A 21,189-nucleotide genomic window follows, 5' to 3' on the forward strand; every position below is an offset into this window, starting at 1 on the left:
CCACGGGCTGAGGCTCCAGAGAGGTCCCCAGGGCACGAAAATGCCTCCCATCTGCACCATTCGCGCAGGTGGGAGGCATGATCACCAAGCTTACTTCTTCTTGCCCTGGTTCTTGACCGCCTCGATCGCCGCGGCGGCTGCGTCCGGGTCGAGGTACGTGCCGCCCGGGGTGACCGGGTTGAAGTCGGCGTCCAGCTCGTAGTACAGCGGGATGCCCGTCGGGATGTTCAGGCCGGCGATGTCGGCGTCCGAGATGCCGTCCAGGTGCTTGACCAGGGCGCGGAGGCTGTTGCCGTGGGCCGCGACCAGGACCGTGCGGCCCGTCAGGAGGTCGGGGACGATGCCGTCGTACCAGTACGGGAGCATGCGGACGACGACGTCCTTCAGGCACTCCGTGCGGGGGCGGAGCTCCGGGGGGATCGTCGCGTAGCGCGGGTCGTCCGACTGGGAGAACTCCGTGCCGTCCTCGAGCGCCGGCGGCGGGGTGTCGTACGAACGGCGCCACAGCATGAACTGCTCCTCGCCGAACTCCGCGAGGGTCTGCGCCTTGTCCTTGCCCTGGAGGGCGCCGTAGTGGCGCTCGTTCAGGCGCCAGGAGCGGTGGACCGGGATCCAGTGGCGGTCAGCGGATTCGAGGGAAAGCTGGGCCGTGCGGATCGCTCGCTTCTGAAGGGAGGTGTGGACCACGTCGGGGAGCAGGCCGGCGTCCTTCAGCAGCTCACCGCCGCGGACCGCCTCCTTCTCGCCCTTCTCGTTCAGGTTGACGTCCACCCAGCCGGTGAACAGGTTCTTCGCGTTCCATTCGCTCTCGCCGTGGCGGAGGAGGATCAGCTTGTACGGTGCGTCGGCCATGGGACAGAGCGTAATCCACGCATTCACCCCCCAGGAGGGGTGCCCATCAGCCGGACAGTTGACGAGATCCGTTAATTGAGTGGCCCGGGGAGACGGACGCTTTGTAAGTTGTGCATGGTTGAGGCGCCGCTTACATGCGGCGCTTACGTGTGCTTCGTCTTCGTGGGGGATCCCGATGTCACTCGCCGGCCTGAGACGTGCCACTCGGGAAACCGTGTCGGGGCTCCCCCGCGCGTTCTGGTGGCTGTGGACCAGCACCCTCGTCAACCGGCTCGGGGCTTTCGTCGCCACGTTCATGGCGTTGTACCTGACCATCGACCGCGGGTACTCCGCCTCCTACGCCGGTCTCGTCGCGTCCCTGCACGGGCTCGGCTCGGTCGTCTCCTCGCTGGGTGCCGGCGTGATGACCGACCGGCTCGGCAGGCGGCCCACGCTCCTGATCGCCCAGTCGTCCACCGCCGCCTCCGTCGCCCTCCTCGGCTTCATGCACGACCCCGTGGCCATCGCCGCGGTCGCGTTCCTCGTGGGCATGGCGTCCAACGCCTCCCGGCCCGCCGTGCAGGCGATGATGGCCGACATCGTGCGGCCCGAGGACCGGGTGCGGGCGTTCTCCCTGAACTACTGGGCCATCAACCTCGGCTTCGCCGTCTCCTCCATGGCCGCCGGGTTCATCGCCGAGTTCAGCTATCTCGCCGGGTTTCTCATCGAGGCCGGTATGACGGCGGCGTGTGCGGTTGTCGTGTTCCTGAAGCTCCCCGAGTCGCGGCCCGCCGTCCCCGGCCTGAAGGGAGCCAGGGACGGGGTCGGGCTCGGCACCGTCGTACGCGACAAGCGCTACATGGCCGTCGTCGGCCTGTCCTTCCTCGTCGCCCTCGTCTTCCAGCAGGGCTCGGTCGGGCTGCCGGTCGCCATGGGCGCAGCCGGGTTCACTCCCGCCGACTACGGCATGGCCATCGCCGTCAACGGCGTCCTCATCGTCGCGCTCCAAATCCCCGTCACGCGGTTCATCGAGGGCCGGGATCCCCGGCGGCTGCTCGTCGTCTCGTCCCTGCTCGCCGGGTACGGCTTCGGGCTCACCGCCTTCGCCGGATCGGTCGGCCTCTTCGCCCTCACCGTCTGCGTGTGGACACTGGGCGAGATGGTCAACGCGCCCACGCAGACCGGGCTGGTCGTCCGGCTTTCGCCCGTGCACGGGCGCGGGCGCTACCAGGGCGTGTACACCCTGTCCTGGTCCCTCGCCGCGCTGGTCGCTCCGCTGATGTCCGGCCTGGTCATCGACCGGTTCGGTGCGGAGTGGCTGTGGGGGCTGTGCGCCGTCGTCGGCACGGTGGCGGCTGCGGGGTACGGGGTGTTGATGCGGCGGCTCCCGGTGGCGGAGCCGGCGGCACGGGTTCCCTCCTCCGCCGATTCCGAGGCCGAGGTCGGCACGGCCTGACACATGGGGCCCGGCGGGCCGGATCCGGGTCAGCCCTTCCACGCGCCCGCATCACCACCAGCCGTCCTGCACCCGCTCCGGGCGTGCGGTGGCTGCGGCCGCGCCTTCCGCTCCCCCGAACCCGTGCGCCGTCGCGGCTGACGACACGATCTCCTGGAGCCCGACTGAGCCGGCCTGAGCCCGCCCGGCATGAACGTGGCGACAGGGTCCTTGTCAGGGATGCATCCGCGCCCCCTTGATCACCTTGTCCACCGCGTTCTTCGGCCCGTACACGGCCAGCCCCACCAGGTCCAGCTCCCCCGTCCCCACGGCCCGTACCGCTGCCCGGTTGTCGTGGTCGTTGCCCGTGGTGAACAGGTCGGATGTGAAGACCGAGCGGGGCAGGGACCGGGACAGGGCCTTGGCGTGCGCCGCCGTGAGGATCTCCTTGGTGCCCTCGAAGACCAGTACCGGCTGACGGAACATCGGCAGGTAGGAGACGTGGTCCGCGTCCTCGTACGGGGCGCCGATCACCTCGGGGACCGTCGAGCCCAGGCCGCTGACCAGGAACGCTGTCACGTTCAGGCGCTGCCAGGGTTCCAGGTCCTCGCGCAGCAGGACGGCGATCTTGGTGTCGAAGCGCATCGGTTCAGTGCTCATGCACCGAGACTGCCGACCGCCGTACGACCTCGTCTTGTACGTCTTTTGCATGGCCCCGCAGCCGGAAGTGTCCGCCTGGCGCCCGCGTATCCCCGGCGTCGTCGAGGTCTTCCACGCGCACTTCACGGAGTACGCCTACCCGATGCACGTCCATGAGGCGTGGACGCTGCTCATCGTGGACGACGGGGCCGTGCGGTACGACCTCGACCGGCATGAGCACGGCACCCCGCACGACACGGTGTCCCTGCTCCCGCCGCACGTTCCGCACAACGGCTCCCCCGCCACCCCGAACGGCTTCCGCAAGCGCGTCCTCTATCTCGACGGCACCCACATCTCCGACGAGCTGATCGGGGCCGCCGTCGATCAGCCTGATCTCCGTGATCCGGTGCTGCGGCTGCGCGTCGGGCAGTTGCACACCGCTCTCGCGCACGCCGGGGACGAGTTGGAGGCCGAGAGCAGGCTGACGTTCGTCGGGGAGCGGCTGCGCGACCATCTGCGGCCCGCGGTCACCACCCCTCCCAGGCCCGACCCCGCCCTGGCCCGCCGACTGCGCGAACTTCTCGACGAGCACGTCGTCGACGGGCTCGGCCTGGAGCAGGCCGCCGGGCTCGTGCACGCCCATCCCGCCCATCTGGTACGGGCGTTCAGCGCCGCGTACGGCATCGCGCCGCACCAGTATCTGAACTCCCGCCGCGTCGACCGTGCCCGCCGGCTCCTCCTCGAAGGACGGCCGCCGGGGGAGGTGGCGACGACGACGGGGTTCTTCGACCAGTCCCATCTGACGCGCCACTTCCGGAAGTTGGTGGGCGTCACGCCCGGACGGTATTCGAAGGCGGTGCACGGCTGATCACCGTACTGTCCCCCCATGGACTGGTACCGCTGGCAGGACGGTTACGACGGCCCCGACTCCTACTACGGACGGCGCCTGGTCCTCGTCCAGGACCGGATCAGGGCCGCCATGGACGAGGCCCCGCCGGGACCGCTGACGGCCGTGAGTCTGTGTGCAGGACAGGGTCGGGACCTGATCGGCGCCCTTCACGATCACCCGCGCCGGGCCGATGTCAGGGCGCTCCTGGTCGAGTTGGACGAGCGGAACGTCGTGGCGGCGCGGCACGCGGCAAAGGCCGCCGGGCTGTCCGGGGTGGAAGCCGTGGCCGGCGACGCCTCGTTGACGGATCAGTACGCCGGCCTGGCGCCCGCCGACCTCGTCCTCGTCTGCGGTCTCCTCGGCAACATCACCGACGCCGATGTGGAGCGCGTCCTCGACCACTGCACGCAGCTGTGCCGGACGGGTGGCACGGTCGTGTGGACGCGCAATCGCAAGGAACCCGACCTTGTCCCGCGGGTCTGCGGCTGGTTGGAGGAGCGCGGGTTCGAGCGGGTGTGGGTGTCCGAGCCCGGACTCGTGCAGGCCGTCGGCGCCCACCGCCACACCCGGGAACCCCGCCGACTCCCACTCGGCGAGCGCATGTTCGACTTCATCGGCTACGACAAACTCCGACGCGGCTGAGCCGACCCGACTGGACCGAGGGGGTCACAGCCTCCGTTGCGCCTCGTACAGGTTGCGGGGGCGGACCGTGTCCGTCGTGGGGTACAGCTCCAGTCGCGAGTGCAGGTCGCCGGGGAAGTCCGGTACGTCGGTCTGGTCGAACTCCGTGACCTCGTCGACGCCGACCGTCGCGGAGTACGGGGCCAGGCCGTCGAGCTTCACCAGGCCCGCCCTGCCGTTCGTCACACGGATGTTCCAGTGGGTGAAACGGGCGCCGAAGAGCGGACCGGCGCTCGCGTCGCCTCCGTGGCGGCCGTTGTTGTCGACGGTGATGTCGGTCCGGACGTTGGCGAAGGGCAGGCCGCGGTGGGAGTCGAAGGTGCCCATCCGCATGTCGCCGCGCGACCAGACGTTGTACGAGGACAGTCCCTCTACGTTGATGCCGTGGAGCTGGGTGTCCGCGGGGGCCGGCACCGTGCGCTGCTCGATCGTGAAGTCCTCGATGAGGTTGTCGTGCGAGCCCTCGCGGCAGAAGTAGGGGTGGTGCTCGCCGCGGCCGCCGACCCGGGTGCGGCGCAGGGTGCAGGAGGACGCGGCGACCAGCCCGAAGCCGTTGTCCACGTCACGGACCGTGACGTCGTCCACCCAGCAGTCGTAGGCACACTGGAGCACGACCCCGTTGTAGCCCTTGTCGAGAAGGTGCGGGGACTGCGGTGTCGGAATCATCCGGAGGGTGAGGCCCTCCACGGCGGATCCCGTCAACTCCCGTACGTGCGTGGTGAATTGGGGGGACCATTCGGGGCGCAGGTCCAGGGGAAGCGGGCGTTCCAGCGTGACGGTGCGGCCGCGGACGCGAGCGATGCGTACGGGCCATTCGTAGGGGACGTAGGAGAGGAGTTTGGACTTGTCCTCCCAGTAGTAGGCGGCCGGGCCGGGGCCGCCTCCCGCCATGTGCTGGAGCAGCGTGTGGGCCGGGTCGTCGGAGAGGCGGAGGAGGACGACCGTGCCCGGGCGCAGAGGGGCGGGGTTCGCGACTCTCACCGTCCATGAGCCCTGGCGTGCCGGCTCGACGGCCGTCAGGGTCTTCCACTCGTCCCTCTTGTTGCCGGTCCAGCCTTCGAAGGGCCACGTCTGTGCCCTGATGGCGGTGACGAGTGAGTCCCAACGGGCCTTCGGGGCAAGCCAGATGAGGCCGCCGGCCCAGGACCAGGACGACTTGGTGCCGCCGTAGCGGGAGCCGTAGACGCCGATCAGTTCGGTGAGATTCTTCGTGGCGTAGAGCGTGGTGCGGCTGCTTCCGGCTCCGCGCAGCACGACGTTGTCGTGGCCGACGCGGATCACGTCGTCGATGCGGAACGTGCCCGGCGGGATGGTGACCGTGCCGCCGCCGGCCCTTCCGGCGGCGGCGATGGCACGGTTGATCGCGGGGGCGGAGTCGGTCGTGCCGTCCGCCACGGCTCCGTAGTCGCGCACGTCGCGCACGTCGGCCACGGCGGCCGAGACGGGGCGGCGGGGGAAGCGCGCCGTCCCGCCCCGGTAGCCGGCCCGGCCGACGTACGGGATCTGCGGATGACTGAAGGGGGTGCGGGTGAACTCCCGCCAGAGGGTGGGGACTTGGCCGCCGTGCGAGGGGACCGCGAGGGCGGGTGTCCCGGTGGTGACGGCGGCCGCCACGGCTGTGGCACCGGTCAGGAGACTCCGTCTGGTCATGCCGTGGTGCGCGTTGCCCATGTCCGCGCGTCCTTCCATGCGGCTCTTCATGGATGTGAACGACGTTCAGATCTGCGTCGGGCGTGAGCATGCCACGGCACCCCCTGGGTGCGGAAGGGGTCGCGCGGGAGTGTCCAGGGATCAGTCAGCCAGGGGTAAGAGGGAGGTGAGTCAAGGGTGGATCAGATGCGTTCGGGGTCAGCCAGTCGGGCGTTGGGTCAGATGCGTGAACGCATCCAGGTTTCGCGTCGACTCGCCGCGCGCCACCCGCCACTCGTACTCCTTGCGGATCGCGGACGCGAAACCGAGCTCCAGGAGGGTGTTGAAGCTGCCGTCCGCCGCCTCCAGGACCTGGCCGAGAAGGCGGTCGACCTCCTCGGGGGTGACCACGGACAGCGGGAGCTTTCCGGTGAGGTAGACGTCGCCTAGCCGGTCGACGGCGTAACTCACGCCGTACAGCTTGAGGTTGCGCTCCAGGAGCCAGCGGTGGACCCCGGGCTCGTTCTCGTCGGGGTGGCGGATGACGAAGGCGTTGAGCGAGAGGGAGTGGCGGCCGACGAGGAGGGAGACGGTCGTCTTCAGCTTGCGGGTGCCGGGGAGCTGCACGACGTAGTTGCCGGCAGCGGGGCTCTCCCATTCGAGCTCGGCGTCCTTCAGGACGCTCTCGATGACCTGGGCCGCCTTCTCTGCATCAGCCATGGTGGGAGCGTACGCGACGCCGGTACGACTGCATCGCGGCCGTGTACACGTCCGCCGTCGCGGCGGCCGCGGTGTCCCAGCCGAAGGACTGCGCGTGCCGGGCGGCGGCCTCTCCCATACGGGACGCGAGCGTCGGCTCGTCGGCGAGATCGCTCAGCACGCGCGCGTAGTCGGCGGGATTGTGGCCTCGTACGAGGAAGCCGGTGTGTCCGTCGCGCACGGCCACAGGGAGTCCGCCCACCGCTGCGGCGAGCACCGGCGTGCCGGCTGCCTGTGCCTCGATGGCGACCAGGCCGAAGGACTCGCTGTAGGACGGCATGACGAGGACCGAGGCGGCGCGGAACCAGTCCGCGAGCTGGTCCTGGCCGACGGGCGGGCGGAAACGGACCACGTCCGCGATGCCCAGGCGGGCAGCGAGCTTCTGCAGGCCCTCGGGCTTGGCGAGGCCGCTGCCGCTGGGGCCGCCGACGACCGGGACGACGATGCGGGAGCGCAGTTCGGGGCGCTCGTCGAGGAGGACGGCGATCGCGCGCAGGAGGATGTCCGGGGCCTTGAGGGGCTGGATGCGGCCCGCGAAGAGCGGGACGAGCGCGTCCTGCGGGAGGTCCAGGCGGGCGCGGGCCGCCGCGCGGCCGTCTGCGGGGCGGAAGCGGTCGAGGTTGACGCCGGGGTGGACGACGGCGACCTTGCCGGGATCGGCGGAGTAGTGCCGTACGAGCTCGTCGGCCTCCTCCGCGGTGTTCGCGATGAGGCGGTCGGCCGCGGCGACGATCTGGGTCTCGCCGATGACCCGGGCTGCGGGCTCGGGGGTGTCGCCGTCGGCCAGGTTGGCGTTCTTGACCTTGGCCATGGTGTGCATGGCGTGCACCAAGGGGGCGCCCCAGCGCTGGGCTGCGAGCCAGCCGACGTGGCCGGAGAGCCAGTAGTGCGAGTGGACGAGGTCGTAGTAGCCGGGGCGGTTGCCGGCCCAGGCCTGCATCACGCCGTGCGTGAAGGCGCACATCTGGGCCGGGAGCTCCTCCTTGGCGAGGCCCTCGTAGGGGCCCGCGTCGACGTGGCGGACCAGGACGCCGGGGGCGAGTTCGACGGTCGGGGGGAGGGTCGCCGTGGTGGCGCGGGTGAAGATCTCCACCTCGATGTTGATCGCCGCGAGGCGTTGGGCGAGTTCCACGATGTAGACGTTCATGCCGCCCGCGTCGCCCGTGCCGGGCTGGTGCAGCGGTGAGGTGTGCACGGAGAGCATCGCGACGCGCCGGGGGCGGCGGTGGAGTCGCAGTCGCGGGGGTGCCGGTTGGGAGCGACGCCCGAGCCTGCTGATGTACTGGCTCACGTGGCGTTCCTCCTTGTGCGGGCATGCCTGGGGGAGGGTGTGGGGCGCCCTCCACGGGGGTGCAACATCCAGGGGCAGGTTCCCATTCCGGGCAGGGTGAATTTTGCCGAGGCATTACTGGGTGTCGCTCAACCGTTCGAGGCCTCGATGCGTGGGGTGTCCGGTGGGATGCCTGCGGCGGTCTGGGGGTGCGCGTTGCGCGTCTTCGTTGTGGTCGACAGGGGGATGCCTGCGGCGGCCTGTGACGGTCTGTGGGGGTGGCCGTTGCGCGTCGGGCTTCGTGGGGGGGCGGGGCCGCGCCGGGGGTGTCCGTCCTCGGTCGGGCGGTTGCCGTTTCCTGGGGCGGTTGCCGGTGGTGGACGCCCACCGCTGCGGGCGGGCCCCCCGGCACGTCCCCTGCTCGCCGTTGCGCCCGCGGCCTGTGGGTGACCGCCTAGTCTCGTATTCATGACAGCCCGCGCCTCGCACCGCCCCGTGGGGACAGTCACGCGCGGGACCACCAATCCCAATCGGCTACGGCGTATGGATCGGTGGATCGCCGCCGTGCAGGGGGCCGCGCTGCGGCGGGCCGTCGATCCCGTCGCCGTCGATCTGGGGTACGGGGCGGCGCCCTGGACGGCCGTTGAGTTGCTGGGGCGGCTGCGCGGCGTTGCGCCGGGGGTGCGGGTGGTCGGGGTGGAGATCGAACCGGTGCGGGTCGCGGCCGCCAAGCCGTACGAGCGGGACGGTCTTGTCTTCCTGCACGGTGGGTTCGAGATCCCTGTTGCCGGGCGGCCGGTGCTGGTTCGGGCCGCCAATGTGCTGCGGCAGTACGAGGAGGCCGAGGTCGCCGGTGTGTGGGAGCGGCTGTGTGCGCGCCTTGCGCCCGGCGGGCTGCTGGTCGAGGGAACCTGCGACGAGATCGGGCGCCGGCATGTGTGGGTCGCGCTCGGGCCCGAGGGGCCGCGGACCGTTACGTTCGCCACCCGGCTCGGCTCCCTGGAACGGCCCTCCGACCTCGCCGAGCGCCTCCCCAAGGCGCTGATCCACCGCAACGTTCCCGGCGAACCGGTGCACGCCTTCCTGCGCGACTTCGACCGCGCCTGGTCCGCCGCCGCGCCCTACGCCTCCTACGGCGCCCGTCAGCGCTGGATCCGTGCGGTGCGGGATCTGACGGCCGACTGGCCGGTGACGGACGGGGCCGGGCGGTGGCGGCAGGGTGAAGTGACGGTGGCGTGGGAGGCGTTGGCGCCCCGGAGCTGAGTGCGGGGCGCTGTGTGACGTGCGGGGAACGATCTCCGCGATCTGTTCGTCACACAGGCTGGAGATCGTTGTGAGGGGAGAGGGGTAGGGGGAGTCCGACTGGCTCTGTCGTTTTGCGGGTTGGCGTGGCACGATCCTCGGGGTCCGTAAGTTACTGACGGTAAATCAGCTTTGGTTTGGGGGAAGCCGTATGGGCACGGGCAAGCGCGGACTGGTCGCGACGGCCGTCGCAGTGGTCTGCGCGGTCACAGTGCTGGCCGCACCGGGCACGGCGTTCGCCAGCCCCGGCCCGAAGCCTTCCGCTTCCTCGACTCCCCTGCCGGACAGGGCCCTTGAGGCCGTCCGCGAGAAGCTCGACAACCTCTACCACGACGCGGCGGTCGCCACGGACTCGTACAACGCGGCCGAGGAGAAGGCCCAGAAGCAGTCCGCCGCGATCGTCGACCTGGCGGAGAAGATCGTCACGGGCCAGAAGAAGCTGGACGGGTTGAAGAAGCGAGCCGGTTCCGCGGCCGCCGCCCAGTACCGGAACGGCGGGCTGCCGGACGAGGCCCAGCTTCTGCTCAGCAATGATCCGCAGGAGTTCCTCGACGGCGCGGGGCGGGTGCTGCAGGGGCAGCGCGCGACCAAGGGCCTGATCGCGGAAATGACCCGCACCCAGCAGGACTTGGAGCAGTACGCCGCGGACGCCTCCGCCCAGTGGAAGAAGCTGGAGGCGAACCGCAAGGCCAAGGACGCCGCCCGCAAGAAGATCAAGAAGCAGATCGCGGCCGCCGAGAAGCTCGAGAATCAACTGGCGAAGAAGGAGAAGGAGCGGCTCGCCGGGCTGGAACAGGAGGCCGCCCTCAAGGCGCAGACCACCTGGCTCGACTCCGGGATTCTGGATGAAATCAGCGGCAAGGCGTCCGCGCAGGGCAAGAAGGCGGTCGGATTCGCCACGGCCCAGATCGGAAAGTGGTACGAGTGGGGCGCCGAGGGCCCGGACACGTACGACTGCTCGGGGCTGACCTCACAGGCCTGGGCCGATGCCGGTCACGCCATTCCACGCACCTCGCAGGAGCAGTGGAAGCAGCTGAGGCACATCGACATCAAGGACATGCGGCCCGGCGATCTGGTCATCTATTTCGACGACGCCAGCCATGTCGGGATGTACATCGGCGACGGCGCGATCGTGCACGCCCCCCGCCCCGGACGGACGGTGACGATCACGGGCGCGGGGACGATGCCGATCCTCGGGGTGGTGCGACCGGACGCGTAGAAACAGGCGGTTCGGGCGGATGTGTGAGAGGCCCGTCACGTGACCCACGGCACGCGCAACTTCCCGGCAAACGTACGGCGGACGTGACGTTCGTCATTCTCGCCTCAGGCCCCTCCTGTCCAACTGCGGTACGGATCGCGGCATATGACGCTGGCGCCTCTCCAAGCAGCGTGTCTCACGCCATTCCTTTACGGCACCGCCAGCCGCTATGGTCCCCGTCGGTGGATCGAGATCTCTCGTCCCACCGTGCCCTCGGGGGGAGGGAAGGAACTCAAGACGATGCCCGTACCCATACCGCGGCAGCGAGCGATCCCGGCCGTGGAGAGTGGTCAGGCGCAAGCCGCGCAACGAGGCGGCACCTCAACGGACCAGACCCCGCGCAAGGAAGCCACGGTCGACAACCACGCCGCCACCACCAACCTGACGCTGCTGCTGATCGAGGACGATCCCGGCGGCGCCACGGTCGTACCCGAACTGCAGGACTCGGCCGGCCGGCCGATCCGCGTCCGCACGGCCCGCAACCTCACCGAGGCCGCGCGGCTGCTGACCGACGACGTCCACTGCATCCTGCTGGACCTCGCGCTGCCGGCCCCGGGGCGCGGCGATGACGACGAAGAACTCGCCGTGCTGAGGCATGTGCTGGAGCTGGCGCCCCGGCACGCCGTCCTCGCGCTCACCGCGTCCGGTGACGCCGAGCGCGGGGCCGAAGCGGTGCGCGTCGGCGCCCAGGACTACCTTTTCCGGGATGAACTGGACAGTCGGCTGCTGAGCCGGGCGATCCGCTACGCCGTCGAGAGGAAACGTTCCGACACGGCCGAGCGACGGCTCGCCGAGGGGCGGGTGCGCGCGCAGGAGAACCGCCGCCTGGAGCGAGGGCTGCTGCCCACGCCGCTGCTGGAGGGGTCGTCGCTGCGGTTCGCCGCGCGGTATCGGCCGGGGCGGTCCCGGGCGCTGCTCGGCGGTGACTTCTACGACGTCGTCCGCACCCCCGACGGCACCGTGCACGCCATGATCGGTGACGTCTGCGGGCACGGCCCGGACGAGGCGGCACTCGGCGTGGAGCTGCGCATCGCCTGGCGCGCGCTGACGCTGGCGGGCCTGTGCGGCGACGAGCTGCTGGGAACCCTGCAGCAGGTACTGGAGCACGAGCGGTCCGACGAGGAGATCTTCGCGACCCTGTGCACGGTGGACATCTCCCCGGACGGCCGCCGCGCCGGGCTGTGCCTGGCCGGGCACCCGTCCCCGCTGATCGCCCGCCCGGGCCGGACGGCACAGCTGCTGCCGTACGACAACAACGGGCCCGCCCTCGGGCTGCTGCCGGGCGCCCGCTGGCCGCGGATGCAGGTGGAGCTGGGCCGGGAGTGGAGCCTGATGCTTTACACCGACGGGCTGATCGAGGGCCGGATCGGTGAGGGACTGGAGCGACTCGGTCAGGACGGCATGGTGGAGATGGTGCGGCGGCAGCTGGCCGCCGGCCTGCGGGGCGAGGAGTTGCTGCGGGCCGCTGTGAACGAGGTGCGTGAGCTCAATGGGGGCGAGCTGACGGATGACGTCGCGGTGTTGCTGCTGGACCGGGGGCCTGAGCGGGCGGCCTGAGCGGGCGGCCTGAGGCGGGGGCCGGTCCGAGTGGGAGGCTGAGCGGACGGGCTGAGACGGGTGCCCGAGCGGGAAGCCGAACGGGCGCTCGCGCCTTCGGGGACCTACAGGTGCCTTCGGGTGCCTTCTTCGGGGCCCTTCGGCGTTTCAGGTGCCTTCGGCCTTCCCGGCCGTGTTCGGGCTCCGGGAGGGGTCAGCGGCCGCCGTTGTACGGGCCGTAAGGACCGTCGCTGCTCGATCCCCGGCGGCTTCTGCCGCCACCCGGGAGGCCTCGTAGGGCCGGGCGCACGTCGACCATGTAGACGATGGTGGCGACGAGGCCTATGACCGGCAGGAACGACAGGATGTCGAAGATCAGGTTCACCACGAAGGCGAGCCCGAGGATGATCAGCCAGAAGGGCTTGGTCTTCTTGTCGGCCGCACGGTAGGCGTCCTCACGACGCGTGGCGGCGTCGATCAGCGCGAAGCCGCTGAAAAGGATCAGGGCCATGCTCAGCAGCCACATGAACCCTGCGAACCCCTGCATCAGCACTACGTCCACCACCCGACTCGGCTTGTTCCTACGCGGTCACCGTACCCGTTACAACAAGTCGGCTACACGGGGAACGGGCCGGGCACCGCAGTAGTGCCCGACCCGTTACCGATCACCCGTCCGTGTTACTTCGCGGGCGGCGTGGTCTTCTTGGCGGTGGTGGTCTTGCGAGGAGCCGGCGCCTTCTTGACGGCGGCGGGCTTCTTCGCCTGAGCGGGCTCGGCCTTGGCCTCGGCGGGCTTGGCCTCCTCCTTGACCTCGACGGGCTCGGCCTTGGGCTCGACGGCGATGGCAAACTCCTCGATCTCGTCGGCGGCCTCGCCGCGCCAGGTCTTCACGGCCTGCTCACCGTGCTCGGCGACCTTCTCGTAGGTCTCGCGGGCCTTGACGGCGTACTCGGCGGCCACGCCGACACCGCGCAGCGCGAAGTCCTGGGCCGACTCGCCGAACTTCTTCAGGTCGGCGTCGATCGTGGAGCCGAGCTTCTTGATGTCACCGTCGATGGTCGCGATGAACTCGGTGACCTTGGTCTGGAGGGACTCCTGCGTCTCCTTGACGCGGGCCTGGGCCACCTTGGCACGGGCCTGCGCCTCCTTCGCACGAGCCTGGGCCTTCTCCTGGACGGCCTTCGGGTCGGTGCTGCGGACGGCCTCGAAACGGGCCGGGGCCTCGGCGCGCAGCTGCTCCACGATGCCGGGCACCTTCTTGGCCTGCTGGAGGGCCAGGTCGGCGGTGCCGGCGGCGAAGTAGAGCGGCGTCGGGTCGCTGAGGGTCTTGCGGAGGTCGTCGGTGATGGCCATGGTGATGGTCCTCCCGGGTCGCTGTCAGCTGAGGGTTTTGGTTCCCGCGGTCGGTCGGTCGGCCGAGTGCACGTACTGCTCCTGGTCAGCCGGCCGTCTGCTGCGGGTCGTTCGGGTCGTGCGGTGCGGCATCGCTGCCGTCGGACGTGCGGGTGCGGCGTGCGGCGGACTTGCGTCCACCGGCCGTGCGGGTCTTGCGGGTTCGGCTCTCGCCGGTCTGCTCACCGGCGCCCTTGCGGGCGCGGCGTATGGCGGTGTCGTCGCCTTCGTCGCCACCGAGTTCACTGACGTCACTGATGTCGCTGATGCCACTGACGTCATTGGCCTCGGTCGTGGCGGCACGAGTCGTGCCCGTCTGAGCTGGACCGGCCTGATCCGTACCCGGGCTGGGCTCGGCGGTCAGGACCACCTCGCCGGCCTCCGGGGCCAGGTCCGTCGCCCCGTCCGCCGTGCCGATCCCGAATCCGTTCTCCTTGCGGAAGGACTCGTAGATCTGGAGCAGCACCTGCTTCTGCCGCTCGTTCAGCGTGGGATCGGCGAGGATGACGGCGCGCGTCTCCACCTCGTCCCGGTCCCGCTCGGCGTCGAGGATGCCGGCGCGCACGTACAGCGTCTCGGCGGAGATCCGCAGCGCCTTGGCGACCTGCTGCAGCACCTCCGCGCTGGGCTTGCGCAGCCCGCGCTCGATCTGGCTCAGATACGGATTCGACACCCCGGCGGCATCAGCGAGCTGCCTGAGCGACAGCTGCGCGGTGCGCCGCTGCTCGCGCAGGTACTCGCCGAGATTGCCGACGTTGAGCGATGCCATGCCTTCACCTTGCACCACCGTCGCTAACTATTGCAAGCAGCTGCTTGCAAAAGTGCGCCACGCCACTCGTTCGGGTGCCCCGCCGTCCGCCGGGCTCATGTCCTGTCTCTGCGATGTGTAGGCAGTCCCACTCTGGGCTTGATCCGCTTTGACGGACATCCGAGATCAGGGGTTCTGCCCCGGGAGGATGTCCATCATGGAGAGCATGGGGAAGAAGAAGCCACGCCCTCGCCGCTCGTTCACGCCGGAGTTCAAGGCCGAGATCGTCGAGCTGTGCCGGCGCGGTGACCGCTCGGTCGGTCAGATCGCCAAGGACTTCGACCTGACCGAGACGGCAGTGCGGCTGTGGGTCAGCCAGGCCGAGGTCGACGCGGGCAAGCGCGACGGACTGACCAGCAGTGAACGCGAGGAACTGGCCGCGCTGCGGCGGGAGAACCGCCGACTGCGCGAGGACGTCGAGGTCCTCAAGCGGGCGACAGCTTTCTTCGCGAAGGAGACCCGGTGACGGTGCATCCGTTCATCGAGGCGGAAAAGCATGGCGGTCACAGCGTCAAGCGTGCGTGTGAACTGCTGCAGGTCTCCCGAACCGCCTTCTACGCCCGCCGCACCGCCAAGCCTGGGCCGCGGGCGGTCCGGGACGCCGAGCTGACCGAGAAGATCGCCGAAGTCCACGAGCGGTCCCGCGGGTCCATGCCGCCCTGCAACGACAGGGCGAGGACTGCGGACGGCGCCGCGTCGCCAGACTGATGCGCTACGCCGGGCTGCAGGGCCGCCACCGCAGGCGACGGCGGCTGACGACGATCCCCGACCCGTGGGCCGCCGCCAGGCCCGACCTCGTCGTCCGCAACTTCGCTCCCGACCCGGACGGCCTCGACACCCGCTGGTGCGGCGACATCACCTACGTTGCCACCGACGAGGGCTGGCTCTATCTGGCCACCGTCATCGATATCGCCTCACGCCGCGTGGTCGGCTGGTCCACCGCCGACCACCTGCGGACCGAACTGGTCGCCGACGCCCTCACGGCGGCCTGCCGCGAGCGTCGCCCCGCGCGTCCGGTGATCTTTCACTCGGATCGCGGCTGTCAGTACACCAGTCAGCAATTCGCCACGCTGGCAACGGAGTTCGGAGTCCGCCTGTCCGTCGGCCGCACCGGTCAGTGCTGGGACAACGCACTCGCCGAGTCGTTCTTCGCCACCATCAAACGGGAGTTGCTCGACACGAGCTCCTGGCCCAGCCGGGCCGCTGCCCGCACCGCGATCTTCGACTTCATCGAGGGCTGGTACAACTTGCACCGACTGCACAGCAGCCTCGGCTACCGCAGTCCCGCCGACTACGAGACCGCACTCGCAGCCTGACCACCACACCGATGGTGTCCGTCAAAGCGGAACAAGCTCACTTGTACCCCTCAATCAGGATCTGACGATGCAGAAGGGACGCCCCAGCCGGATCGGTGTGGCCCCCATTCCCATGCCTTGTGATCCGGCTTGCTCCCGAACTCCACCCGCCGGACCTCAGTCTCGCTCCGGTCCACGGCCTCGAAGCCCTCAGTCAACGACCCGTAAGCCAGTCCACCAAGTCGTAGACCGCACGGCAGTAGGGGTCGTGGACGTCCCTCCGCATTCGCTCCAGCTCCCCCGTTTCCAGGAGTACTGGAAGCACGGCATGCGCTCCTGTCACGCCAACAACAACAGAGCCGTCTTCGTCGCGAAGGGGAAGGTCGACACCGAACGGCGGAACGTCCTGTGATGTGGGGGTGTCCAAGTAGAGCCGACACGTTGCCCGATCGAGAAGCAGGAAGCCCCGCAGGCGAAGCTCGTCCGGCTCGTCCGGCTCCTCGGAGACGGAGAAGGCTGCCGCCGCGGCCTGCAGCGCATCCGAGAGATGGAACTGCGGCTGGTCGACGAAGCCGTGAACAGCGGCGGAGGCGTCGATTACGGGAATTCCGAAGGCATCGCGCGGTGCCACCTCGACCTCACGTTCAGAGCAGGCGGCCAATGCGCTGCGCAGGGCAGCCGCGAGGTCCCCTGAGGGAATGTTCCCGCCGTGTGTGTCCGTGAGTGGCATGTCGAAGGCAACTGACGTGTCCAGTTGCTGTCCGTCCCACAGAACGACGCGGACAACGCCGCGTCGATCCGGGGCATTCACGACACCACGCACCAGCCGAACTCCCTGCCCGGTCGCGAACGCCGTGACGCTGCTCAGCATTTCATGTGCCAGTCGCGCCTGCAGACCGGACAGGCCCGTCTCGTCCCACATCATCGGTTGATCCGTCACACGTGGTTCAACGCGTCAGGACACTTGTTGACACCCTGGCAGTAAGCCGTGATCACGCCGATCTTGTCGTCGTGGTCAGCGAGCTTGTACTTGTGGTCAGCGGTCTCCCAGTGGTACTGCGCAACGACCTTCACGCGAGCGACAATGATGCCGAGGCGGTCGTACAACACAGCGCCGTACAGCTTCCGGGTCGCTGTGCTCCCCCTCTCGGGGTGCTCGCTGACCGCTACCTTGATGACCTTGCTGCTGTGGATGTTGTGCGGTCCGGAAAAGTGGGCCCAACCGAACGCTCTGTTGCCCTGCCGGGTAGGGATGTAGCGGCCGTCCGCGTCATGGCCGACGAACTTCACCACGCTCCAGTGACTGCTCGCGGCCTCATCTGCTTCGGCCCCCGAGTCATCCGCCACGACAGCAGAGTCCGCCGCCGCGATAGCCTTGTCCGTGTCGTCCGCTACGGCCGAATCTGCCTGTGAGTCTGCCTCCGTCACAGCTTCGTACGTGAGTCCTTGCTGAGCGGCCTTGTCTGCTCCGAAAGTCTGGACATACTGCTCATCGGTCGCAAGGAGAAGTTGCCCTCCCTCCGGACTGGCCGCTGCGTCACTGTCAGCGGCACTGGTTCCCGCAGACGTTGAGGTCTGGTCGGCGACATCGGGAGCATCGGCGTAAGCGGGAGTCACCCCAAGAACAACGGATCCCAACAGTGCAAACGAAGCCACTTTGGCCTTCGCTCGTTCCCCCATGGTCCTGTATCGCAAATATTACTGGCGTCAGCGATACGCCGTGGTCAGCGGCGTAGCGCGCGATCAAGTTAACCGCGAAAGATCCGATCGTCCACACAATTGAGCGATTCCTGAACAACCATGACAACTGGCGCCCAGGGCTCTGCTCCCGGCCCTCTGCGGCGCGCTTCAGAGACGACTGCCTACGGTTGAACGGGACGGTGGAGGCGCGTTCGTTCCACTCAACCATAGGCACCGCAGGTCAGAGCATCGCACTACCCACCGTTATCTGGGACAGGACAGCTCACCGACCGGCAGCGGGTCGATTCCCTTCGAGCCACTCCTCCAGTACGGCGAAATCCGCGTCGGTGAGTGCGTTCCGAGGGTCGACTCGGTGCAGCAGGGCGGGAGCCGGATGATGCGCGGCGACCCAGTCGCGGTCGGCGGCGGTGATCTCGTCGTCGAGCCAGACGAAGGGGCGACCGTCCGCCCAGGCCACCAGGGGCCGGGTCTTCCAGTGCAGCGGCGCCGGCAGCTCGTCCTCGTCGGGCCAGTCCACCTGCGGCAGCGGGGGCAGGCCCAGCCAGGCCGCGAGGCACACGTTCGCGTCCTCCATCCAGGTCGTCGCCCACACCAGCTCGCAGTCCAGGGCGGTGAGCCGTGCGCCGAGCGCGGGATCGACGCGGCTGAGCAGCGGATGGCCGACGGCCTCGCGCGGCACGGCGAAGCGCGCCCGGTACGACGGGTACGGGCGCGCCGATCCGAACGGGATCAGTGTTCCGTCGATGTCGAGGAAGAGAAGCATCAGGAACAGGATCGACGATCGGCGCACCGGGGGCATGACGAAAGCGGATCAGCCCTCGAATCCCTGCTGCGCAAGGATCTTGTCGATACGCGCCCGGTGCGCCGCCTCCCACGCGTCCGGGGACTCCCCGGCCTCCTTCGCGAGCCTGCCCCGGGCCGCCGTGAGCACCTCGTCCAGCCGGGCGGCGGGTACGGCGACGATGCCCTCCCCGTCGGCCGACGACATCGCCGGCGTCGACCCGTACGCCACCGCACGTCACCGGCGCGCCCAGCGGCCGTACGACCGACTTGGCGCCCGGGATCGGGATCACGCCCCGGGCGAACACCGGGAACTCCCTCGCCCGCACCTCGGCGAGAAAGCGGATCAGCCCGTCGAGGACGAAGCCCGCGATGCCCCGCCGCTGGGCGACGGCGCAGACGTTGCCGCCCGCGAGCGCCCGGTCCAGGTCTCCGGACTCGACGACGAGAACCGATCCGGGCTCGGCGCGATGGATGGCGGCGTGCAGCATGAGGTTGTCGCCGGGCGCGCAGCTGACGGTGAAGGCGGGCCCTGCCACCCGCCCGGCCGGCCCCCACAGCGGGCGGATTCCGATGCCCATGACCTGCCCGTGGCCGAGAAGGTCGGCGAGTGTGGTCGTGGGGACGGCGCTGAAGTCAATGGCGTCAGTCATCCGTCGGAAGCTATCGCTCCCACCAGGACCCGGTACGTGACGCTGCGTTGCCCTACTCCGTCATCGGCCGATCCACCCGTCCGTCCTGGCACGCCGCCCCCTGGCCCCCCGGCAACCGACGGGGCGTCATATACCCGTGGCCGCACCGGCTTTCGGCGGACTCATGCTCCCCCTAGGCCAGGGCGCGGGCGAGATGGGGGTTCGCGGTCGAGCGGGTGGGCAGGCCGAGTGAGGCGGTGGCCGCCGCCAGCGTCATGGCGTACGAGTCCACGGCCCGGCGGACGTTGGGAGCGTCCAGGGCGTCGCAGGTCATCAGGCGGTCGAGGTCGATGTACGCGGAGCGCACGATCTCGATCCAGCGGTAGGCGCGCCAGTCCTTGCGCCAGTCGACGGTGTACTTGTCCGGCAGTCCCAGCTCCCAGCGGCGGAACATCCGGTCCCGGATCTCCGGACGCGTGGGCGTGAGATGCATGTGCCGGACCAGGTCATAGAGGGGATCGCCGACGATCGCCATCTCCCAGTCGATGATGGTCAGCGCGAGGTGATCGTCGCGGCGCACGAGGTTCCACGGGTTCAGATCACCGTGCAGCAGTGCGGGCGCCCGGTGACTCACCTCGCGGTGGGACAGGATCTCCGCCAGCCGGTCGGCGCCGGGCAGCCCGAGAAGCCGGGCCAACTGCTGCGATTCCTTTGGCAACTCCCTTACGAGAGATACCAGTTGCTCCCGCAGCCATCGGTAGAAACCACCCTCGCCGGCCGCCGGGTCGACCTGGATGTAGTCGACGTCTGTCATGGCGCAGAGCTGGTCGACCAGCCCGTCCGCCTCGTGTGGGAGCAGGCCGTGCACCGGATGGCTCGGCGGCTCGTCGATGTCGCGGTTTCCGACGTACGTGTGGATCGCGAAGGGTTCCTTGCGATAACTCTTGCCCAGGGCGAGAACGCGCGGTGCCGCCACCTTCACGCGCGACTGCTCGATGGCCCGGAGCACCGCGTGCTCGCTGAGGAAACTGCGCTCACGTCGGCACGGCTGCGCCACCTTGCGCCGCACCACGACCGGGAAATCGATGTCCGCCACCCAGACGACCGTGTTGAGATGTGCGGTCCCTTTGAACACGCGGTTGGCGGGGGCGGCGCCCTCCGCGATCAGGGCCCGATCGACCGCTTCGCGCGGGAAGTCGCGGTGCTCCGGAAGCCGCCTGTCCGACCGCCAGTGGACGTGGTACGAATCCTGCCTCTGGCCACGATTCCTGCCGTCGTCCCGTGATGCCCGCCACCGGAAGAGGATTCGTTCGATCTCCTCCAGGCTGGGTACGTTGCGGAGTCTGAGTGGTTTCGCCGCAGCCCCCAGGGCCCGCCGGACCGTGTCGGTCGCCTCGTCGAGGGTTTTCTGGTCGCGCGAGTTCTCCAGCGACTTCGCCACCCGCATCACGTCCGGGTAGACGGACTGCGCCCGCTCGAATTCGACGTAGTGCTGCAGGTCCTTGTCCAGACCGCTGACGGCCGCCGGGCGGGTCGTCTCCATGGCGTTCGCCCACGCCTCGACCACCTCGTCCCACTGGTGATCCGGATACCGCATGCGCACCAGGTGCGTGGCGAGTTCGTGCAGGGGGTCCCCGTAGGTCGCCAGCTCCCAGTCGACGCAGATGAGGGGCGGGGCTCCGCCGTACGACACGATGAGGTTGTCGCGGTGGAGATCCGCGTGGAGCAGGCTGTACGGCCGCCGTTTCATGGCGGGCACCCGCTCCGCGAACCGGGTCAGGGCATCCTCGGGCATGCCCAGCGCAGCGAACAGGCCACCGAAGACGAGCCAGTTGGGCCGACGGATCTGCCGGTCCGCCTGATGTGCCAGAACGCGCAGAAACCCCTGGCTGTCCTTGTTGTGGGGCCAGACCGCCGGCAGCGCCGGCAGCGCCTCCCTGCGCACCTGGGTCATCTGCGCGAAGAGACCGGCCAGCGCCCTGACCAGGAGGGCGTCCACTGGCTTGCCGTTCCCGCAGATACTGGAGAGAGGCACACCCTCGACGTAGCTGTGGATCGCGAAGTGATCCCGCTTGACGAGGCATTCCGGAACGTGGGGCAGGATCCCCTTGATCGCCTGGAGGATCTCCGCCTCGTCGTCCCAGGTCCTGATGACCACCGGCAGGGCGTCCGTGCGCCGGACCCGCACCGTCACCGGCGTACCCGCCTCACGCCGTAAGAGGCGCGCCATCGGTTCGGTGAGCGGCAGCATGTAGTTCTGGTTGTGGTACCCGCTGGTCGCCTGCCCCAGCGTCGCAGCGTGACTCATGAACGCCTGACAGGCGTCATCGAGTGTGGCGCGCTCCCCGCGAA

The 21,189-nt window shown here is 69.4% G+C and carries 21 protein-coding genes and 1 pseudogene; 9 read left to right on the top strand and 13 right to left on the bottom strand.

Annotated features, from left to right (window positions below):
• Positions 1 to 90: 90 nt before the first annotated feature.
• Entirely contained in the window at positions 91 to 852 is a 762-nt protein-coding gene (locus tag OOK07_RS19525; protein WP_266682056.1) for a phosphoglyceromutase, read from the bottom strand.
• A 175-nt stretch (positions 853 to 1,027) separates the two neighbouring features.
• On the opposite strand from OOK07_RS19525, the gene OOK07_RS19530 reads away from it, so the two are divergent.
• Complete coding sequence (locus OOK07_RS19530) at positions 1,028 to 2,287, top strand: MDR family MFS transporter (protein WP_266797685.1); 1,260 nt, start codon at positions 1,028 to 1,030, stop codon at positions 2,285 to 2,287.
• Positions 2,288 to 2,500: 213 nt separating this feature from the next.
• On the opposite strand, the gene OOK07_RS19535 is transcribed toward OOK07_RS19530, so the two are convergent.
• Positions 2,501 to 2,926: a PTH2-like family protein gene (locus OOK07_RS19535; RefSeq protein WP_266682060.1), complete on the bottom strand. Its 426-nt coding sequence runs from the start codon at positions 2,924 to 2,926 to the stop codon at positions 2,501 to 2,503.
• A gap of 49 nt (positions 2,927 to 2,975) precedes the next feature.
• On the opposite strand from OOK07_RS19535, the gene OOK07_RS19540 reads away from it, so the two are divergent.
• A complete protein-coding gene (locus tag OOK07_RS19540) occupies positions 2,976 to 3,773 on the top strand; it encodes a helix-turn-helix transcriptional regulator (RefSeq protein WP_266797687.1) in 798 nt (265 codons plus the stop codon).
• An 18-nt stretch (positions 3,774 to 3,791) separates the two neighbouring features.
• Positions 3,792 to 4,436 carry a methyltransferase domain-containing protein gene (locus OOK07_RS19545; protein WP_266682069.1) on the top strand — a complete coding sequence of 215 codons (645 nt, stop codon included), beginning with the start codon at positions 3,792 to 3,794 and terminating at the stop codon, positions 4,434 to 4,436.
• A 24-nt stretch (positions 4,437 to 4,460) separates the two neighbouring features.
• On the opposite strand, the gene OOK07_RS19550 is transcribed toward OOK07_RS19545, so the two are convergent.
• The 3 genes from OOK07_RS19550 to mshA form a co-directional block, all read right to left on the bottom strand.
• Positions 4,461 to 6,164: a glycosyl hydrolase family 28-related protein gene (locus OOK07_RS19550; protein ID WP_266797689.1), complete on the bottom strand. Its 1,704-nt coding sequence runs from the start codon at positions 6,162 to 6,164 to the stop codon at positions 4,461 to 4,463.
• A 159-nt stretch (positions 6,165 to 6,323) separates the two neighbouring features.
• On the bottom strand, positions 6,324 to 6,824 hold the full coding sequence (locus tag OOK07_RS19555; RefSeq protein WP_266682073.1) for a type III secretion system chaperone family protein: 501 nt from the start codon (positions 6,822 to 6,824) through the stop codon (positions 6,324 to 6,326).
• Positions 6,817 to 8,154, bottom strand: a complete 1,338-nt coding sequence (mshA, locus tag OOK07_RS19560) for a D-inositol-3-phosphate glycosyltransferase (RefSeq protein ID WP_266682075.1) — start codon at positions 8,152 to 8,154, stop codon at positions 6,817 to 6,819. The genes OOK07_RS19555 and mshA overlap by 8 nt, the downstream gene beginning before the upstream one ends.
• 447 nt (positions 8,155 to 8,601) lie before the next feature.
• On the opposite strand from mshA, the gene OOK07_RS19565 reads away from it, so the two are divergent.
• The 3 genes from OOK07_RS19565 to OOK07_RS19575 all read left to right on the top strand — a co-directional run bounded on the left by OOK07_RS19565 (position 8,602) and on the right by OOK07_RS19575 (position 12,250).
• Positions 8,602 to 9,396, top strand: coding sequence for a class I SAM-dependent methyltransferase (locus OOK07_RS19565; protein WP_266682077.1), 795 nt, complete (start codon positions 8,602 to 8,604; stop codon positions 9,394 to 9,396).
• A 190-nt stretch (positions 9,397 to 9,586) separates the two neighbouring features.
• On the top strand, positions 9,587 to 10,654 hold the full coding sequence (locus OOK07_RS19570; protein WP_266682079.1) for a C40 family peptidase: 1,068 nt from the start codon (positions 9,587 to 9,589) through the stop codon (positions 10,652 to 10,654).
• A gap of 279 nt (positions 10,655 to 10,933) precedes the next feature.
• The gene (locus OOK07_RS19575; RefSeq protein WP_266797691.1) at positions 10,934 to 12,250 is read left to right on the top strand and encodes a PP2C family protein-serine/threonine phosphatase; all 1,317 of its coding nucleotides are present in this window, start codon (positions 10,934 to 10,936) and stop codon (positions 12,248 to 12,250) included.
• 193 nt (positions 12,251 to 12,443) lie between these two features.
• On the opposite strand, the gene OOK07_RS19580 is transcribed toward OOK07_RS19575, so the two are convergent.
• The 3 genes from OOK07_RS19580 to OOK07_RS19590 form a co-directional block, all read right to left on the bottom strand.
• Positions 12,444 to 12,776, bottom strand: a complete 333-nt coding sequence (locus OOK07_RS19580; RefSeq protein ID WP_266801981.1) for a DUF2516 family protein — start codon at positions 12,774 to 12,776, stop codon at positions 12,444 to 12,446.
• Between the two features lie 131 nt (positions 12,777 to 12,907).
• On the bottom strand, positions 12,908 to 13,582 hold the full coding sequence (locus OOK07_RS19585; protein WP_266682083.1) for an ATP-grasp domain-containing protein: 675 nt from the start codon (positions 13,580 to 13,582) through the stop codon (positions 12,908 to 12,910).
• Between the two features lie 85 nt (positions 13,583 to 13,667).
• Positions 13,668 to 14,390: a helix-turn-helix domain-containing protein gene (locus OOK07_RS19590; protein ID WP_266682085.1), complete on the bottom strand. Its 723-nt coding sequence runs from the start codon at positions 14,388 to 14,390 to the stop codon at positions 13,668 to 13,670.
• Between the two features lie 196 nt (positions 14,391 to 14,586).
• Here OOK07_RS19590 and OOK07_RS19595 point away from each other — a divergent pair, with 196 nt between their 5' ends.
• The 3 genes from OOK07_RS19595 to OOK07_RS19605 are packed head-to-tail and all read left to right on the top strand — an operon-like array spanning position 14,587 to position 15,745.
• Entirely contained in the window at positions 14,587 to 14,895 is a 309-nt protein-coding gene (locus OOK07_RS19595) for a transposase (protein WP_406312013.1), read from the top strand.
• Complete coding sequence (locus tag OOK07_RS19600; RefSeq protein WP_266797694.1) at positions 14,892 to 15,137, top strand: hypothetical protein; 246 nt, start codon at positions 14,892 to 14,894, stop codon at positions 15,135 to 15,137. Before OOK07_RS19595 ends, OOK07_RS19600 begins: the two co-directional genes overlap by 4 nt.
• Positions 15,089 to 15,745: an IS3 family transposase gene (locus tag OOK07_RS19605; RefSeq protein ID WP_266801982.1), complete on the top strand. Its 657-nt coding sequence runs from the start codon at positions 15,089 to 15,091 to the stop codon at positions 15,743 to 15,745. The genes OOK07_RS19600 and OOK07_RS19605 overlap by 49 nt, the downstream gene beginning before the upstream one ends.
• 193 nt (positions 15,746 to 15,938) lie before the next feature.
• Here OOK07_RS19605 and OOK07_RS19610 read toward each other — a convergent pair whose 3' ends face one another.
• The 5 genes and pseudogenes from OOK07_RS19610 to OOK07_RS19630 all read right to left on the bottom strand — a co-directional run bounded on the left by OOK07_RS19610 (position 15,939) and on the right by OOK07_RS19630 (position 21,145).
• On the bottom strand, positions 15,939 to 16,649 hold the full coding sequence (locus tag OOK07_RS19610) for a hypothetical protein (protein WP_266797695.1): 711 nt from the start codon (positions 16,647 to 16,649) through the stop codon (positions 15,939 to 15,941).
• A gap of 11 nt (positions 16,650 to 16,660) precedes the next feature.
• Positions 16,661 to 17,152, bottom strand: a complete 492-nt coding sequence (locus tag OOK07_RS19615) for a hypothetical protein (RefSeq protein ID WP_266797696.1) — start codon at positions 17,150 to 17,152, stop codon at positions 16,661 to 16,663.
• Positions 17,153 to 17,687: 535 nt separating this feature from the next.
• Complete coding sequence (locus OOK07_RS19620; RefSeq protein ID WP_266801983.1) at positions 17,688 to 18,188, bottom strand: HAD domain-containing protein; 501 nt, start codon at positions 18,186 to 18,188, stop codon at positions 17,688 to 17,690.
• Between the two features lie 48 nt (positions 18,189 to 18,236).
• Positions 18,237 to 18,858 (bottom strand): annotated as a pseudogene (locus tag OOK07_RS19625) (RraA family protein).
• 172 nt (positions 18,859 to 19,030) lie between these two features.
• Positions 19,031 to 21,145, bottom strand: coding sequence for a phosphotransferase family protein (locus OOK07_RS19630; RefSeq protein ID WP_266797697.1), 2,115 nt, complete (start codon positions 21,143 to 21,145; stop codon positions 19,031 to 19,033).
• Between the last annotated feature and the right edge of the window lie 44 nt (positions 21,146 to 21,189).

The sequence above is a fragment of the Streptomyces sp. NBC_00078 genome, from assembly GCF_026343335.1.
Taxonomy (GTDB): Bacteria; Actinomycetota; Actinomycetes; order Streptomycetales; family Streptomycetaceae; genus Streptomyces.

Coding starts and splice junctions, on each gene's coding strand:
- OOK07_RS19525 (WP_266682056.1), bottom strand. CDS start 852: ATGGCCGACGCACCGTACAAGCTGATCCTCCTCCGCCACGGCGAGAGC.
- OOK07_RS19530 (WP_266797685.1), top strand. CDS start 1,028: ATGTCACTCGCCGGCCTGAGACGTGCCACTCGGGAAACCGTGTCGGGG.
- OOK07_RS19535 (WP_266682060.1), bottom strand. CDS start 2,926: ATGAGCACTGAACCGATGCGCTTCGACACCAAGATCGCCGTCCTGCTG.
- OOK07_RS19540 (WP_266797687.1), top strand. CDS start 2,976: ATGGCCCCGCAGCCGGAAGTGTCCGCCTGGCGCCCGCGTATCCCCGGC.
- OOK07_RS19545 (WP_266682069.1), top strand. CDS start 3,792: ATGGACTGGTACCGCTGGCAGGACGGTTACGACGGCCCCGACTCCTAC.
- OOK07_RS19550 (WP_266797689.1), bottom strand. CDS start 6,164: ATGGAAGGACGCGCGGACATGGGCAACGCGCACCACGGCATGACCAGA.
- OOK07_RS19555 (WP_266682073.1), bottom strand. CDS start 6,824: ATGGCTGATGCAGAGAAGGCGGCCCAGGTCATCGAGAGCGTCCTGAAG.
- OOK07_RS19565 (WP_266682077.1), top strand. CDS start 8,602: ATGACAGCCCGCGCCTCGCACCGCCCCGTGGGGACAGTCACGCGCGGG.
- OOK07_RS19570 (WP_266682079.1), top strand. CDS start 9,587: ATGGGCACGGGCAAGCGCGGACTGGTCGCGACGGCCGTCGCAGTGGTC.
- OOK07_RS19575 (WP_266797691.1), top strand. CDS start 10,934: ATGCCCGTACCCATACCGCGGCAGCGAGCGATCCCGGCCGTGGAGAGT.
- OOK07_RS19580 (WP_266801981.1), bottom strand. CDS start 12,776: ATGCAGGGGTTCGCAGGGTTCATGTGGCTGCTGAGCATGGCCCTGATC.
- OOK07_RS19585 (WP_266682083.1), bottom strand. CDS start 13,582: ATGGCCATCACCGACGACCTCCGCAAGACCCTCAGCGACCCGACGCCG.
- OOK07_RS19590 (WP_266682085.1), bottom strand. CDS start 14,390: ATGGCATCGCTCAACGTCGGCAATCTCGGCGAGTACCTGCGCGAGCAG.
- OOK07_RS19595 (WP_406312013.1), top strand. CDS start 14,587: ATGGAGAGCATGGGGAAGAAGAAGCCACGCCCTCGCCGCTCGTTCACG.
- OOK07_RS19610 (WP_266797695.1), bottom strand. CDS start 16,649: ATGATGTGGGACGAGACGGGCCTGTCCGGTCTGCAGGCGCGACTGGCA.
- OOK07_RS19620 (WP_266801983.1), bottom strand. CDS start 18,188: ATGCTTCTCTTCCTCGACATCGACGGAACACTGATCCCGTTCGGATCG.
- OOK07_RS19630 (WP_266797697.1), bottom strand. CDS start 21,145: ATGAGTCACGCTGCGACGCTGGGGCAGGCGACCAGCGGGTACCACAAC.